Consider the following 12362-nt stretch of genomic DNA (forward strand, 5'->3'; position numbering starts at 1 on the left):
CGGTGTGCGCCCCGTGGCTCTCTCAAGGTCCTTTACGATGACGCGTAGTTCGACGGCGAACGAGAACGGCCCTCGGCCGGAACTGAGGATGGCGCGACCATGGGCGACGAAGAAGGCACGGTCCAGAATCCCTACCGGGCCGCCGTGCAGGGCCGCAGCGGCGACTCGTACGACGACCTGTCCGACTTCACCACCGAGCTCGACGACGCGAAGAAGGCGATGGACAAAGGCGCCTGGGTCAGTTCGGCGGCCGACGACTTCTACACCGAGCTCACCGAACAGATCACCGCGCTGAACAACGCTGCCGAGGGCGCCGAGACCGAGTTCTCCGAAACCATCGAGAACCAGCCGGAGAAGGTGGAACCGGACGCGTGGCAGACCCATTGGAGGAACCTCTGATGGCGATGGCTTCGATCGACCTCGGGCACATGGCCGATCTCGTGAAGGCGTTGGAGGACGCGTCGACCGAAGTCGGCGAACGGGCCGGGAGGGTCCGTTACAACCTCTCCGACGTGCACCTTTCCACCGATGCGCTCAACCGCGTCAACGGCGTCGAGGCGTGGATCGACGACCAGCTGCCCGGGGTGCGGCGTAGGCTCGCCCTGGCCCGGCACGTCGAGGCGCAGGAGCCCGGCCCACAGACGTTCGCGGAGATCGACGAGAGCAAGATCTCCACGGCGACGCCCGCCGAAGCCCGCGAGCGTGCGAACGACGCCGCGGAGCTCATGGAGGATTTCGACGGCGGCGTGCCGTCGCAGGAACTCGTTGATCTGATGTCGGACAACGCCACGGATCCGTATTTCGCGCAACAGCTCGCGAAGAAGATCAGCCCGGAAAAGGCGTCCGAAATCGTCCTCGGCCTGTCGTCGGCCCGCCGGGTGATGTCCCAGTACACGAGGACGCGGGCCGACCTGCAGGAGATCGAGGAGTTCGACTCCGCCTACGATTCGCTGCTGGAAAGCATGGGCACCTCGCTCGGGCTGGCGACACAGAACACGGGCGACCTCGCCCTCGACGACAAGTACGCGGACCGGTGGCTCGACGCCATCACCGACGAACAGGCGATGGCCGGGCAGGCCAGCGCATTGGGCCTCGTCGTGTCCCGCGGCGACTGGTCCACCGACTTCCTGACCACCCTCGCGCAAGGCGTCTACGACTACGAACGCGAATACGACCAGCGCGGGATGTGGCAGCAGCGCGCCTCGGGCGGGATGTCGTCGCAGATGTACGGCGCGATCGATCCGGTCCACGGCGCCGAGGACGGCGCACCCAGCGGCTACACCGAGTACTACGACCCGCTCGCGGGCATCCTGGATGCCGTCGGTCGCAACCCCGAGGCAGGGCACGAGCTCTTCGGCAGCGGCAACACCGTCGAGATCGAAGCCGACGGCGAGAAGACCGACGTCAACGCATTCATGGAGTACCTGATCGCGCGGCGGAAGTGGCCGGTCGATGACGGCGCCGCCGCCCAGTCGGCGCTCGCAACCGCCATGACGCCGTTCGAGGGAGGCGACGTCGTCAGCGCCGACATCGCCTCCGATGCGCAGAGCATCACGACGATGAAGGCCAAGGAGATCGAGGAGCGCCGCGGAGACACCAACTGGCTCTCCGAAATCGGCCACCTCGTCCTCGACGGGCTCGGGATGGTCCCCGTGGTCGGCGAGCCCGCCGACGCCGTCAACGCCATCTGGTACGCCGCCGAGGGCAACGTCATCGATTCCGGCCTCTCCGCCGCGGGGATGATTCCGTTCCTCGGCTGGGGCGCCACCGGCGGGAAGTGGACACGCCGGGCTCTCACCGCCGACGAGCTCGCCGCGTTGAGAGCAGCCGACGACGCCGGGGATGCGGCGATCAAACCCAACATGGGTGACTACTTCACCGGGGGCGCCAAGCCGAAGGCCAGCGAGCTGGATGTGTGGGCTCAGGCGCAGGGGTGGACGCGGTCGCAGACCGAGAACGGGCCGCTGAAGTTCACCGACGAGAACGGCGTCGTGCGGATGACGATCAAGCGCGGCAGCCCGAGAGCACCCGGAAGTGAACACCCGCACGTGGAGATCCGGGACGAGACCGGGCAGCGCACAGACCCGTTCGGTAACCCCGTCACGCGCAAGAGCCCGAACAACCACACACCGATCGAATGGGACTGGTAATGGACTACTCGGACGTCCCCGCCTTGGCCGACGTGTATCTGGAGGACAGCTTCGTCCTGGAGATCGTCGAGGAAGCCGGCGCGCTCCGGTTCACGATCGAGGCGGTACTCACCGAGCGACACCCCGACTACCGCCCGCCGGGCCCCGACGAGCAGTACTGCTACGCCGATGCCCACCTGATGTTCACGAGCACCACGGCGATCGAGTGGATCAGCCGGGCGGCCGTTTCGTTCACGGACGCGTCCGGGGAGACCGACCTCGGCAACATCGACGAGATGGTCCGTGTCGACGATCACTGGCGGATCAGCGGCGACTGGGGCGAAGTCAACGTCTACACGCCCGACCCGCCGGAGCTGCACATCCTCGCCGCAGGGTCCTCGTCAGACGCCAGCTGAGGGGCGAGTTCGCGAGCACGTAGGGTCTCGGTAGTGACACCCGAGCAGCAGCAAACCCTCGATGAGATCATCACCTTCTACCGCCGCGCCGCGCCACCCGGTTGGCTGCGCATCGTCTGCCACTGGGAATGCGAACTCGACGACGACGGCGATCCCGCCCGGGCGATGGCCCACGTCGTCATCATCGATCGCGACGGCAGCCTCGACCTCACCCGCACCGAGGAACCGTCGCAGATGCTCGACGGTGAGTGGGACGACTCTCACAGCGCGTCCACCACTATCTCGAGAACAACCGAGCCGAGATGGACGACCTCGCCGCCCGCATCTGAGCGCCGCTTCGACGATCAGTTCCGGCGGGCGCGGCGCCGAAGGCCCGCGGCATGCAGCCGCGCGACGATCTCGCGGCTGCTGACCGGCACCGCGCCGTCCGCGAGCGCCCGTTCGTACATCGACGCCGGCAGGTCGTAGTGGTCGCGGTGGAACCCGCGCGGCGGGATCTCCAGCCGGGCGGCGAAGTCGTGCAGCTCGTCCAGCGACGCGTCGGAGACCAGGTGTGACCACATCCGGCCGTGACCGGGCCACACGGGCGGGTCGACGAGGATCACGACACAGCTCACATGCTCACAACGCGGCCGCGACCGCGTCGTCGACGAGCGTGCGCCACGAGCGCACCAGGGCGGCGTCGATGTAGGCCTTCCACGACCCGCCCGGGCGCACCCGGGTGCCCACGTGGAACTGCCGGATGCCGGCGCGGGCGAGCCACGGCACGTGGTCGGGTTCGAGGCCGCCGCCGGCCATGATCAGGGCTGCGGTCTCCGGCGACGCGGACGCCCGGCGGCACAGTTCGTCCAGCCCGGACCCGACGCCACGAGCGGAGCCCGCGGTCAGGATCGCGTCGACGCCCGCCAGTCCCGGAACGACGTCCCAGGCCGCCTCGTGGTCGAGGGCGTGATCGATCGCACGGTGGAACGTCCACGGATGGTCGCCGAGCTCGTCCACCAGGGTGAGCGTCGCCTCGACGTCCACCTCGGCGTTGAGGCCGAGGAAACCGAGCACGAAACCGTCGGCGCCGGCCGTGGCGAGCTGATGCGCCGCGACCTTCAGCCGCTCGAGCTCGGAACCGCTGGTCGCGAAGCCGTCGTTCGCGCGCAGCATCACTCGCAGCGGGAGGTCGCAGGCACGCTTGAGGTCCCGGACCGTGTCGACGGACGGGGTCAGCCCGTCGGCGGCCATGTCGGCGACGACCTCCAGACGGTCGGCGCCGCCGTCGACGGCACCGCGCACGTCGCCGGGACCGAGGGCGATGAGTTCGAGGAGCGGGCGCACATGCACAGTGTGCCAGCGGCCTGGCACCATCGGCATCGTGGTGGACGATGTGATGCTCGCCGCGCGAGCCCTGGTGTTGCACGACCTGAGCGCTCACCAGCTGGACGTCCCCTCAGCGGTCGACGTCCTGGACGCCGCCGTGTCGGAGCGGCGCTGGTGGGTGGAGCAGTGGCCGGACGGCGCGCAGTTCGTCGCGGGTCAGCTGGCCCAGGACGTCCAGGACCGGTTGCTCGACGCCGGACTCGGCCGTTGGCCGCGGTGTACCTCGTGCGACGAGACCGCGGTTCACGAACTGCGCATCGAGCCCGAACTCGGCGCCGACCCGCACTGGGTGTGCGAGAAGGCCGGCATCTCGGTGGCCGCGCTCGGCGCGCTGTGACGCCGGCGGCGCTGCTCAGGCAGCGTGCCCGACCCCAGCCTCGGCGGTCGTAGCCTCCCGCGTCGTCGCCTCGGCACGCTGCACCGACCACCGCATCTCGATGCACCGGCGACCGTCGATACGGGTCACCGCGACCCAGCCCGCGGCAGGAGCGCCGGCCGTCGCCTTCGTGTCCGCCATCGCAGCCCCCTTCGTCCGCTACCATTGGTTCAGGTGTCGTTCACCTTTCGTTCACCTTGATGATAGCAGCCGTTCTTTCCGGAGCATCATGTGCTGCGATGAACGGATACCCCGGGCTCGTACTGGGCATGTAGGCCAGCACGCCTCCCAGGGTGGGCGAATCGGGAACGATTCTCCGGCCTCGACCGGCCAATCCCGGGTCCGACAGGATTGGCGCATGCGGTTACTCATCCTCGGCGGCACGTGGTTCCTCGGACGCACCCTCGCTGAGCACGCCCTGGACCGCGGGTGGGAAGTCACGGCCTTCACCCGCGGCCGCTCCGGGCGCGCGGTCCCCGGTCCCGTCGCTGTGCATGGCGACCGGACCGTCCCGGACGACGTCGACCGGCTCGTCGACGCGGGCCCATGGGATGCCGTCATCGACACGTCCGGGCACGAGCCGGCGAACGTCTACGCCGTCGCTTGCGCGCTAGAACCGCACGCCAGGCGGTACGTGTACGTGTCCACCGTGAACGTGTATGCCGGATGGCCGAACGAACCCCTCAACGACAACTCGGTGGTGCGGGACAGCCGGCCCGATCTCCGTGCTGACGCACCAGAGCACGCCGTAGGGGTCGCCCCCACGGACGTTTGTACGGCACGATGAAAGCTGGCTGCGAGGTCGCCGCCATGGGCGCGTTCGGCACCGACCGGACGCTGCTGCTGCGGCCGGGCGTCCTGCTCGGACCGTACGAGTACGTCGGCCGGCTGCCGTGGCTGCTACGACGGATGGAACGCGGCGGCCGCGTGCTCGCCGGCGGCGACCCCAACCGGCCGATTCAGCCCCTCGACGTGCGCGATCTGACGACGTTCACTCTCGACGTCGTCGATGAAGGCACTACCGGCGCCATGAATGCGACCGCCCCCATCGGGCACGCCACGTACGGCGAGCTGCTGCGGGCATGCCAGGAGGCCACCGGCGGCCGCGCCGAGCTGTCCTGGGTAAGCGATGACTGGCTGTCGCGGCAGGACGTGACCCCGTGGACCGAGATCCCGCTATGGCGCACCGTTCCCGGCGCGTGGGCAGTGTCGTCGGCACGCGCCGAGGCCGCCGGGCTGCACGCTCGGCCGCTCGCGGAGACTGTCGCGGACACGTGGGCGTGGCTGCAACGCGAAGAGCTGATGCCGCACGGGCGGCAGGCCGCTATCGGCCTCACACCGGAGAAGGAGGACGCGCTGCTGGCGGCGTGGGACCGGGAGACCGCTCAGGCGAACTGATCCGCGCTCGGGGGGCAGTGCATGCGGCGCAGAGTCCGCGGTGAACGCGTCGATCCGCTCGACGAGGGCCCGCGCCTCCGGCGCCGTGTGGTACCGGTCGCCGCGCAGGTGCGTGCCGATGTCCTCGAGCCTGGCCACCACGCCGTGGATGCGGCGGTCGCTGGTGATGTCCCACACCGGCGCCAGCGCGGTCTCGGCTGCGTCGAGTTGTCGCGCATCAGCTCGGCCGAGGCCAGATCGACGGTCGCTTTGGCCTCGACGAGTGAGCCCGTGCGGTCCTGGGCGCGGAGCTCGATCGCGGTACGGGCACGGTCCGATGCCTCGTCCGCTTGTCCCAGCCGCAGCCACGATGCGGCGTCGCACATGGCGTGCCGCGCTGGTCCCCAGCCGAACTCGCCGGCGATCTGGTCGTGTAGTTCGTCGTCGCCGGCTTCGCCGATGGCCTGCCGTTCCTGGTCTGCGGCGTCGATGGCGGCGCGGGTGCGTTCGGGGTCGCCGAGGTAGGACCAGGCGCGTGCGGAGATGCATAGCAGCCGCGCTCGTGCGGTCCCTGGTGGGCAGTCTCGGAGGCCGCGGGTCGCGTAGTCGGCGGCCTCGCGTGGGTGTCCAGACCAGAACGCTGTCATCGCCATCGCGCCGTGTGCCCATGCACGCAGGGGAGATGCCTCGATGAGGTCGGAGTACACGAGGGTGGCGCGGGCCTGTTCGGTTGCGGCGGGCCAGATGGACAGGTCGAATGAGCCGATCGCCATGACCCCGCAGGCTTGGCCGGCGACCTCGTACAGGTTGGCGAGCTGGCGCGGCTTGTGGGTGTGCTCGGCCATGGTCCGGGCCATGTCGCGCAGACGCCGGGCGGCGATGAGCGCCGACAGCGGCGGCTGCTCGTTGTACGTGCGGGCCAGGTGGCGGATGTCGTCCTGGATCTGTTCCACGCTCATGTCGGGCATGGACTGAGAGCCGTCAGTGGCAGAGCCCGCGGTCGACTCGTGCGCGGCGGCCATGGCGACCTCCCTCGCTGTCAGCGGCCGTTCCTCGTCGTCCTCGCGCCCCTCCGGACGTGAGGACGTGGCTGCGTCCTCACCATGGTCCGGGGCGTTGCGCTCGGCCTGCGCCCGGACGACCAGGAGACCTTTCGCTTGCAGTTCGTCGTCGCAGCGCTGTGCCAGTTCGGCGGTCGCACGTTTGACCCCGCGTTCCACCTCCGAGATGTACGCAGGGCTGTAGTGCACCGACGCGGCGAACTGCCGCATAGAGAGCACACCACGCTCGTGCCGCAGCCGGCGCAGCGCTGAGCCGAAGGGTTCTCCGGGAACCATGACATCACGCTACGCCGATCAGATGGGTCCTGCTGTCTGCTGACCGTCAGCAGACGTTCGGCGTATTCATCGAAGCTATCGAGCCGGTGATGCTCATCACAGGCGAGCCGTCCCCGGCGGGACCCGGGGAGGCGGCTCCTCGGGTGCCTGCCGGATGCTCCGCCTCCACGGAAGCCCGGCAGGCACCGCCCCCAAGCCCGTTCCGCGGCGGCGAAGGACCACGACGATGAGCTGGATCGTGACGACCCGGCCGCAGCACTGCGCGCACTGCGGCAAGACCACGCAGCACAACGTGACCATCTACGACGACAGCCCGCGCGAGATCGTCTACTGCATCGAGTGCGGCCGGTGAACACCGCACTCCCGGCTGACGTGAGCCAGCAGATCGACGTGCCCGGCGTCGTCGCCGTCCTTGCGATCCCCGCGCTCTGGGCCGTCTGCTTGTTCCTCGCGCGTCGACGCCGACATACATCGACCCGGCGCCAGTAGCTGGCCGCGTGGATGTACGCCACGGGGCACTCGTCACCGCGCGTGCAGGGCAGGGCGCGGGGACGGTGGCCTCCGCGACACAGAGTCAGCTACCTGCTCACCGCGAGCAGGACCCGCGAAGCACAGCACCAGTCCCGCGAACGTCTGCCTGGTGGGGCAATTACGGCAACAACGATTACGAACGCGAACTGCGGACAGTACGAGTGAACACAGCCAGTGAGTAATGACGGTCCAAGAAAACTCGTCACTGTTTCTCCCCGCACTGTTTGGTATCAACTTCGGGGAACTGTCCAAGGTCCGCGAGGTAGCCAGGACAGACCCGCCGGCGGCTGTCGAGCAAGGCCGCGTTCGGCCCTGCCGAGGCGATCCACTGACGCACGGAGGTCCACATAGGTCCGACGCGTGTCACTAACACCTCCGGTCCTGCGTGCGATGTGTACTGGTGATCAGGTCTCGACGATCTCAAGCTCGTCGGGCCGGTGTACGGAAACACCCACGCGAGGCCACTGGACATGGATGTCATCACCATTGGAATCCAGTACCCCGACCACCCGGCCAACAAGATCACGCGGGTAGTCGGGGTCGGTTTCGGCCGCGATCTCTTCAGTCGCCGGCCTGACGAGCATCCCAACTTCGAATTGACGTGCATCCATGTCGGATCCTCCTTGCCGGCGTACTTTCGGACGCCGGGACTGCGTGACGACCTCTGGGGCGGGACGCCTCCCTGACTCGCAGCACCGCGACAAGCGGTAGACTCAGGCATATACCAGAACGTAGACTGGCGATATGTCTACGACAACGATCCGCGTCCCCAGAGAACTGCACGATCGGTTGACGAGACACGCCACGGACGAGGGCACGACGCTCGCAGGGGCGATCGAACGGGCTCTCGATGCGGAAGAGGACGCCGCATTCTGGGACGAAGCCAGGGCAACCATGGGCGCGACACTCGCGCAGACCACTCTCAGAGGTGACACCGAAGCACTGAGCGGAACCCTGACGGACGGACTCGACCCCGACGAGAACTGGGACGATGTGCTTTGAGGCGTGGCGATGTCTACCTGTGCGACTTCGGTGATCCGATTGGCCACGAACAAGGTTTCCGACGCCCGGCCGTGATCGTCTCGGCGAGCGAGATGTCACAGTTCGGCCTGCCGATAGTCCTTCCGGTGACCCGTACCAAGCGTGGTTATGTCACTCACGTCGAACTGGACGGCGTGCTTCCGGTGACCAGCTACGTGCAATGTGAACAGATCCGCGTCGTCTCCGCGGATCGGATGATCCGCCACGTCGCCACACTCGACACGGTGCATCTGATGCGCGTCGAGACGATCCTGCGGCGCATTCTTGCTCTGTAGTTCGTGAACGCGCACGAGGGCGGCACCCCGTCGGGGTACCGCCCTCGTGATGGTGCTGCGAAACAGCAGGACTCAGAAGTCCATCGACTTCGTCAGAAGTCCATGCCGCCCATGCCGCCCATGCCGCCGGTCGGGTCGCCGCCGGCAGCGGCGCCGGCCTTCTCCGGCTTGTCGGCCACGACGGCCTCGGTGGTCAAGAACAGACCAGCGATCGACGCGGCGTTCTGCAGCGCCGAGCGGGTCACCTTCACCGGGTCGTTGACGCCGGCAGCGAGCAGGTCCTCGTAGTCGCCGGTCGCGGCGTTGAGGCCGTGCCCGTCGGCCAGGCCGCGGACCTTCTCGACCACGACGCCACCCTCGAGCCCGGAGTTCACCGCGATCTGCTTGAGCGGTCCCTCGACGGCCACCTTGACGATGTTCGCGCCGGTCGCCTCGTCGGCCTTCAGGTCCAGCTTCTCGAAGGCCTTGTTCGCGGCCTGCAGCAGCGCGACGCCGCCACCGGCGACGATGCCCTCCTCGACAGCAGCCTTGGCGTTGCGCACCGCGTCCTCGATGCGGTGCTTGCGCTCCTTGAGCTCGACCTCGGTGGCCGCGCCCGCCTTGATGACGGCGACGCCGCCGGCGAGCTTGGCCAGCCGCTCCTGCAGCTTCTCGCGGTCGTAGTCGCTGTCGGAGTTCTCGATCTCCGCGCGGATCTGGCTGACCCGGCCGGCGATCTGGTCGGCGTCCCCGGAGCCCTCGACGATGGTCGTCTCGTCCTTGGAGACGACCACCTTGCGCGCCTGGCCGAGCAGGTCGACCGTGGCGTTCTCGAGCTTGAGGCCGACGGTCTCGCTGATGACCTGGCCGCCGGTGAGGATCGCGATGTCCTGCAGCATGGCCTTGCGACGGTCACCGAAGCCGGGAGCCTTGACGGCGACCGACTTGAAGGTGCCCTTGATCTTGTTGACCACCAGGGTCGCCAGGGCCTCGCCCTCGACGTCCTCCGAGATGATCAGCAGCGGCTTGTTCTGCTGCATGATCTTCTCGAGCAGCGGCAGCAGGTCCTTGACGTTCGAGATCTTCGACTCGACCAGCAGGATGTAGGCGTCCTCGAGCACCGCCTCCTGACGCTCGGCGTCGGTGACGAAGTAGCCCGAGGTGTACCCCTTGTCGAAGCGCATGCCCTCGGTGAGCTCGAGCTCGAGCCCGAAGGTGTTGCTCTCCTCGACGGTGATGACGCCTTCCTTGCCGACCTTGTCCATGGCCTCGGCGATCAGCTCGCCGATCTGGGGGTCGCCGGCGGAGATCGACGCGGTGGCGGCGATCTGCTCCTTGGTCTCGACCTCGTTCGCGCCGCTGAGCAGCTGCTCGGAGACGGCCTCGACGGCCTTCTCGATGCCGGCCTTCAGCGCGATCGGGTTCGCGCCCGCGGCGACGTTGCGCAGGCCTTCGCGGACCATCGCCTGGGCCAGCACGGTCGCCGTCGTGGTGCCGTCACCGGCGACGTCGTCGGTCTTCTTGGCGACCTCCTTGACGAGCTCCGCGCCGATCTTTTCCCAGGCGTCCTCGAGCTCGATCTCCTTGGCGATGGACACACCATCGTTGGTGATCGTGGGGGCGCCCCACTTCTTCTCGAGGACGACGTTGCGGCCCTTGGGGCCGAGAGTGACCTTGACGGCGTCGGCAAGGGTGTTCATGCCGCGCTCGAGGCCACGCCGTGCCTCTTCGTCGAAGGTGATCATCTTTGGCATGGGTTCCTGGTCCTCCCGTAGCGGGTGGATGATCCGGTTCGACGCCCGCGACGGACGGCCGTGACGGCTCCGGCTCCTGTCACCGGAACCTCACGGCCTCGTCGATCCGAAGTTCCTGTCACTCTCACTGCGAGAGTGCTAATCACGTGTCTAGCACTCTCCTCCGTAGAGTGCAAGCGCGCCGGGACGGACACCGTCGATCCGGAGGCGTTTCGACGGTCTCGCCGGCAGCCCTCCGGGCAGTCCGGACGACACGATCAGGCGACATGGCAGTACGGCCTCGCTGCGTATACTGCTCGACTGTGACTTCCGAACCGACCGTCCGGCGCGTCTCCCGGATGGGGGTCTGGTGGCGCCTCGGCGCGACGGCCGTCGCTCTGACCATCCTGACGCTCGGGCAGCTGCAGGACACGAACGACTACTTCCCCCTCGGTTCGCTGTCGCAGTACGCCACGCCGCGCGACATGGACGGCACCATCCGCTCCACCTACATCCTCGCCGACACCGTCAGCGGCGATCAGGTCAGAGTGCCGCTGAACAAGGACGGTGTCGGCGTCGGGCGTGCCGACATCGAGTCGCAGATGGACCGGATCCTCGACGACCCGTCGCTGCTGCAGGGCCTGGCCGACGCATGGTCGGAGCTGCACCCGGAGGCCGACCAGTACACCGCGCTCTACGTCATGCGTGACACGTACCAGCTGGAAGACGGCATCCAGCAGGGCGAGGCCACGACCGAGGAGCTGACGATGTGGGAGGTGCGGCGATGAGCCGCGTACGGGGTGCCGGCCGCGCCTTCGTCGGCTGGTGGACGTCGCCGGTGCCGCTGGCCCGGGTGGCGGTGCTTCGCGCCGCGATCTACCTCTTCCTGCTGTACGACATCTTCATGCTGACCGACGACGTCATACCGATGGCGCACTCGCCGGAGTTCTACCAGCCGAAGTGGCTCGGGCGAGAGCTGCCGCTGCCCGACCCGACGGTGCCGCTCGCACAGACCCTGCAGATCGTCCTGATCATCGGCTCGCTGATCGCCGCGACCGGATTCCTGCCCCGGATCGCGGGCTGGACCGTCGCCGTCGCGTACTTCGAGTGGATGATCCTCAGCCAGGGCTACGGCTACGTCTCGCACGACCACCTCGCCTTCATGGTCGCGGTCGTCGTCCTGCCCACCATCGGCCGGGCCAGGTTCACCGACCGCGGCAGCAGCGAGGGCGCCGGATGGGCGTTCCGATGCATCCAGGTCGCGACCATCGCGACGTACTTCTTCTCGGCCGTCGTGAAGTGGGTACGCAGCGGATCCCCGGCCACCTGGGCCAACGGAGCCGTGTTCATCTGGGCGCTGGTGCGCCGCGGCTCGGACCTGTTCCGGTGGACGACGGACTATCCCTGGTTGCTGCAGATCGCCCAGTGGGGACTGCTGATCATCGAGTTCCTGTCGCCGGTGGTGCTCTTCCTGCGCCGTCGTGCCCTGTACCTGGCCGTCGTCGTCTTCGTCGGCTTCCACCTGATGACGTACCTGGCCCTCGGCATCCACTTCCTGCCGACCGTCGTCTGCTGGCTCGCGTTCCTGCCGCTCGAACGCCTCGTCGATGCGGCGCGGCGCGGCATCGGGACGCTGCGGTCGTCGAGGCCGGCGACCGCGGGCTGACGGGCGTCCCGTCACCAGGCTTTCGCACGCGTCACGAGGGGCGGTGTCCATCGGTGTAAGCAACGGTCATGCTGCTGCCGGGTTGGCGAGCAGTTCGTCCAGCGCTTGGGCTGGGGTTTTCAGGTCGAGTGTAG

At 68.2% G+C, this 12362-nt stretch carries 17 protein-coding genes; 11 read left to right on the forward strand and 6 right to left on the reverse strand.

The annotated features are described in order from the left end of the window. The first annotated feature begins 99 nt into the window (after nucleotides 1-99). Genes CLV30_RS21300 through CLV30_RS21310 form a run of 3 tightly spaced genes read left to right on the forward strand, consistent with a single transcriptional unit; the run spans nucleotide 100 to nucleotide 2545 of the window. Complete coding sequence (locus CLV30_RS21300; protein WP_106539249.1) at nucleotides 100-399, forward strand: hypothetical protein; 300 nt, start codon at nucleotides 100-102, stop codon at nucleotides 397-399. Then, on the forward strand, nucleotides 399-2150 hold the full coding sequence (locus CLV30_RS21305) for a DUF6571 family protein (protein WP_106539250.1): 1752 nt from the start codon (nucleotides 399-401) through the stop codon (nucleotides 2148-2150). The genes CLV30_RS21300 and CLV30_RS21305 overlap by 1 nt, the downstream gene beginning before the upstream one ends. After that, on the forward strand, nucleotides 2138-2545 hold the full coding sequence (locus CLV30_RS21310) for a hypothetical protein (RefSeq protein ID WP_106539251.1): 408 nt from the start codon (nucleotides 2138-2140) through the stop codon (nucleotides 2543-2545). The genes CLV30_RS21305 and CLV30_RS21310 overlap by 13 nt, the downstream gene beginning before the upstream one ends. A 344-nt stretch (nucleotides 2546-2889) precedes the next feature. On the opposite strand, the gene CLV30_RS21315 is transcribed toward CLV30_RS21310, so the two are convergent. Both CLV30_RS21315 and CLV30_RS21320 read right to left on the reverse strand, forming a co-directional pair. Further along, nucleotides 2890-3150, reverse strand: a complete 261-nt coding sequence (locus tag CLV30_RS21315; protein WP_106539272.1) for a DUF4031 domain-containing protein — start codon at nucleotides 3148-3150, stop codon at nucleotides 2890-2892. 16 nt (nucleotides 3151-3166) lie between these two features. Next, a complete protein-coding gene (locus tag CLV30_RS21320; protein ID WP_240723391.1) occupies nucleotides 3167-3871 on the reverse strand; it encodes a copper homeostasis protein CutC in 705 nt (234 codons plus the stop codon). Nucleotides 3872-3923: 52 nt separating this feature from the next. Between CLV30_RS21320 and CLV30_RS21325 the strand changes: the two genes are divergently transcribed. Next, nucleotides 3924-4250 carry a hypothetical protein gene (locus CLV30_RS21325; protein WP_205741107.1) on the forward strand — a complete coding sequence of 109 codons (327 nt, stop codon included), beginning with the start codon at nucleotides 3924-3926 and terminating at the stop codon, nucleotides 4248-4250. 15 nt (nucleotides 4251-4265) lie between these two features. On the opposite strand, the gene CLV30_RS26680 is transcribed toward CLV30_RS21325, so the two are convergent. Continuing rightward, nucleotides 4266-4430, reverse strand: a complete 165-nt coding sequence (locus tag CLV30_RS26680) for a hypothetical protein (protein WP_165358755.1) — start codon at nucleotides 4428-4430, stop codon at nucleotides 4266-4268. A 217-nt stretch (nucleotides 4431-4647) separates the two neighbouring features. Between CLV30_RS26680 and CLV30_RS27070 the strand changes: the two genes are divergently transcribed. Together CLV30_RS27070 and CLV30_RS27075 are read left to right on the forward strand one after the other, a co-directional pair. After that, nucleotides 4648-5076 carry an NAD-dependent epimerase/dehydratase family protein gene (locus CLV30_RS27070; protein ID WP_205741104.1) on the forward strand — a complete coding sequence of 143 codons (429 nt, stop codon included), beginning with the start codon at nucleotides 4648-4650 and terminating at the stop codon, nucleotides 5074-5076. Nucleotides 5077-5099: 23 nt separating this feature from the next. Beyond that, nucleotides 5100-5687 carry a Rossmann-fold NAD(P)-binding domain-containing protein gene (locus CLV30_RS27075; protein ID WP_211300098.1) on the forward strand — a complete coding sequence of 196 codons (588 nt, stop codon included), beginning with the start codon at nucleotides 5100-5102 and terminating at the stop codon, nucleotides 5685-5687. Here the strand turns inward: CLV30_RS27075 and CLV30_RS21335 are convergent. Beyond that, nucleotides 5675-7003: a helix-turn-helix domain-containing protein gene (locus CLV30_RS21335; RefSeq protein WP_106539253.1), complete on the reverse strand. Its 1329-nt coding sequence runs from the start codon at nucleotides 7001-7003 to the stop codon at nucleotides 5675-5677. The genes CLV30_RS27075 and CLV30_RS21335 overlap by 13 nt on opposite strands. 226 nt (nucleotides 7004-7229) lie before the next feature. Here CLV30_RS21335 and CLV30_RS27635 point away from each other — a divergent pair, with 226 nt between their 5' ends. Next, nucleotides 7230-7355, forward strand: a complete 126-nt coding sequence (locus CLV30_RS27635; RefSeq protein WP_276320024.1) for a hypothetical protein — start codon at nucleotides 7230-7232, stop codon at nucleotides 7353-7355. A 583-nt stretch (nucleotides 7356-7938) separates the two neighbouring features. Here the strand turns inward: CLV30_RS27635 and CLV30_RS26110 are convergent. Continuing rightward, the gene (locus CLV30_RS26110) at nucleotides 7939-8145 is read right to left on the reverse strand and encodes a hypothetical protein (RefSeq protein WP_129711116.1); all 207 of its coding nucleotides are present in this window, start codon (nucleotides 8143-8145) and stop codon (nucleotides 7939-7941) included. A 133-nt stretch (nucleotides 8146-8278) separates the two neighbouring features. Here CLV30_RS26110 and CLV30_RS21345 point away from each other — a divergent pair, with 133 nt between their 5' ends. After that, complete coding sequence (locus CLV30_RS21345) at nucleotides 8279-8536, forward strand: hypothetical protein (RefSeq protein ID WP_106539255.1); 258 nt, start codon at nucleotides 8279-8281, stop codon at nucleotides 8534-8536. Continuing rightward, a complete protein-coding gene (locus CLV30_RS21350) occupies nucleotides 8533-8850 on the forward strand; it encodes a type II toxin-antitoxin system PemK/MazF family toxin (protein ID WP_106539256.1) in 318 nt (105 codons plus the stop codon). The genes CLV30_RS21345 and CLV30_RS21350 overlap by 4 nt, the downstream gene beginning before the upstream one ends. Before the next feature lie 92 nt (nucleotides 8851-8942). On the opposite strand, the gene groL is transcribed toward CLV30_RS21350, so the two are convergent. Next, nucleotides 8943-10583: a chaperonin GroEL gene (gene groL, locus CLV30_RS21355; RefSeq protein WP_106539257.1), complete on the reverse strand. Its 1641-nt coding sequence runs from the start codon at nucleotides 10581-10583 to the stop codon at nucleotides 8943-8945. 302 nt (nucleotides 10584-10885) lie between these two features. Here groL and CLV30_RS21360 point away from each other — a divergent pair, with 302 nt between their 5' ends. Further along, nucleotides 10886-11350 (forward strand): hypothetical protein, encoded by a 465-nt coding sequence (locus tag CLV30_RS21360; RefSeq protein WP_129711117.1) that lies wholly within the window; start codon nucleotides 10886-10888, stop codon nucleotides 11348-11350. After that, entirely contained in the window at nucleotides 11347-12228 is an 882-nt protein-coding gene (locus tag CLV30_RS21365) for a hypothetical protein (RefSeq protein ID WP_106539259.1), read from the forward strand. Before CLV30_RS21360 ends, CLV30_RS21365 begins: the two co-directional genes overlap by 4 nt. Nucleotides 12229-12362 lie beyond the last annotated feature (134 nt).

The sequence above is a fragment of the Haloactinopolyspora alba genome (assembly GCF_003014555.1).
In the GTDB taxonomy this organism is placed as follows: Bacteria; Actinomycetota; Actinomycetes; order Jiangellales; family Jiangellaceae; genus Haloactinopolyspora; species Haloactinopolyspora alba.

Bases quoted from the DNA above. Each gene is read 5' to 3' on its own strand.
- CLV30_RS21305 (WP_106539250.1), top strand. From the start codon at position 399: ATGGCGATGGCTTCGATCGACCTCGGGCACATGGCCGATCTCGTGAAG.
- groL (WP_106539257.1), bottom strand. From the start codon at position 10,583: ATGCCAAAGATGATCACCTTCGACGAAGAGGCACGGCGTGGCCTCGAG.
- CLV30_RS21365 (WP_106539259.1), top strand. From the start codon at position 11,347: ATGAGCCGCGTACGGGGTGCCGGCCGCGCCTTCGTCGGCTGGTGGACG.
- CLV30_RS27635 (WP_276320024.1), top strand. From the start codon at position 7,230: ATGAGCTGGATCGTGACGACCCGGCCGCAGCACTGCGCGCACTGCGGC.
- CLV30_RS21345 (WP_106539255.1), top strand. From the start codon at position 8,279: ATGTCTACGACAACGATCCGCGTCCCCAGAGAACTGCACGATCGGTTG.
- CLV30_RS21335 (WP_106539253.1), bottom strand. From the start codon at position 7,003: ATGGTTCCCGGAGAACCCTTCGGCTCAGCGCTGCGCCGGCTGCGGCAC.
- CLV30_RS21325 (WP_205741107.1), top strand. From the start codon at position 3,924: ATGCTCGCCGCGCGAGCCCTGGTGTTGCACGACCTGAGCGCTCACCAG.
- CLV30_RS27075 (WP_211300098.1), top strand. From the start codon at position 5,100: ATGGGCGCGTTCGGCACCGACCGGACGCTGCTGCTGCGGCCGGGCGTC.
- CLV30_RS27070 (WP_205741104.1), top strand. From the start codon at position 4,648: ATGCGGTTACTCATCCTCGGCGGCACGTGGTTCCTCGGACGCACCCTC.
- CLV30_RS21300 (WP_106539249.1), top strand. From the start codon at position 100: ATGGGCGACGAAGAAGGCACGGTCCAGAATCCCTACCGGGCCGCCGTG.
- CLV30_RS26680 (WP_165358755.1), bottom strand. From the start codon at position 4,430: ATGGCGGACACGAAGGCGACGGCCGGCGCTCCTGCCGCGGGCTGGGTC.
- CLV30_RS21310 (WP_106539251.1), top strand. From the start codon at position 2,138: ATGGGACTGGTAATGGACTACTCGGACGTCCCCGCCTTGGCCGACGTG.
- CLV30_RS26110 (WP_129711116.1), bottom strand. From the start codon at position 8,145: ATGGATGCACGTCAATTCGAAGTTGGGATGCTCGTCAGGCCGGCGACT.